The sequence below is a fragment of the Marinomonas sp. SBI8L genome (assembly GCF_001624705.1).
Lineage (GTDB): Bacteria > Pseudomonadota > Gammaproteobacteria > Pseudomonadales > Marinomonadaceae > Marinomonas.
The window spans coordinates 1-1,180 of the sequence record NZ_JSEO01000033.1 but is presented as its reverse complement, the minus strand read 5'-3'; the positions used below and the strand labels follow the sequence as shown (position 1 = coordinate 1,180).

The following is a 1,180-nucleotide window of genomic DNA, read 5'->3' as shown; positions in this document are numbered from 1 at the left end:
TTGACTAGTCCTGATATAGGTTGACACTTATTTCAGTTAAAACGCTCGATGTACCTCATCGGGCGTTTTGTATTTTAGGCTTAAATGCGGCCTACTTTCATTATAAAGTGTGATTGATTCTTTCACCATTTTCTTCGCCTCCTGTAAATTCATCGGCTTTTCTAATAAATATTCATTCTTCAAAATTCCGTTAACTCTTTCTGCTAACGCATTCTGATAGCAATCATAACCATCTGTCATTGAGCAACGAATACCGTATTTATTATGTATTGCTTGATACATAGCCGAACAGTATTGGATACCTCTATCAGAGTGATGAACAAGCCCCCTTACATCTCCTGCGCACTTAATTGCTTTCTTTAAGGCAATCACAACATCACATGTTTTAAGACTACTATGCACATAATGGCCTACTATTTTTCGTGAGAACATATCGGTAATCAAACTAAGATAGGCTTGCCCTTCTCGTACAGGTAAGTAGGTAATATCGGCCACCCATACTTGCTTTGGCTTATTCACAACAACTTGATCTTTACTTGCTTTGATTAAGTTGGGATGACACCAAAAGCGGTGATTGCTTTGGGTGGTTTTATGATATGCCCGACGACATGGCACCAGCAGTCGTGCCTCTCTCATTAACTGAAACAGCTTGTCTCGACCTATCGCATTAGATAACGTTTTGTTCTGCCTCATAAAATAAAGAAGCTTACGCCCACCCATTCTGGGGTGTTGTATTCGCTTAGCTCGAATAAATCGAATGATCTCTTCATTGCGTTGCTCCTTTTCTAAGGCACAACGACACTGTTTATAATAGGCTTGTCTGCTTATGTTCAAAAACACACATGACTGAGTCACAGTTAATGTTTTGATCTTTTTTTCTTGGATAACATCTCTTGCTGCTTTTTTGGCAAGCTGACACCATAATCACGTTTCATAACGGTGACGACAGCCTCAAAGAACTCAGCTTTCAATTGTGTTTCAGCCAGTTTTTGTTCGAGTTCTTTAATGCGTTGCTCGGGTGTTTGTTCTGTTTTTTGATCTTTCATATGACTACCTTTTAGAAAAAAAGGGGGAGTCCCTAAAGACCAATCTAGCTTGCCATGCTTACGAAGCCAAACTAAAACAGTAGAGCAACCTTGAATGCCGTACTTATCTTGAGCTTGTTTATAAGTTAATTCGC

At 39.3% G+C, this 1,180-nt stretch carries 1 protein-coding gene and 1 pseudogene; both read right to left on the bottom strand.

All coding sequences use genetic code 11. The features are described from left to right. Nucleotides 1-36 precede the first annotated feature (36 nt). Complete coding sequence (locus OA91_RS23760) at nt 37-840, bottom strand: IS3 family transposase (RefSeq protein WP_442919134.1); 804 nt, start codon at nt 838-840, stop codon at nt 37-39. A gap of 17 nt (nt 841-857) precedes the next feature. After that, nucleotides 858-1,180: pseudogene (locus OA91_RS24490) on the bottom strand (IS3 family transposase); the annotation flags it as partial.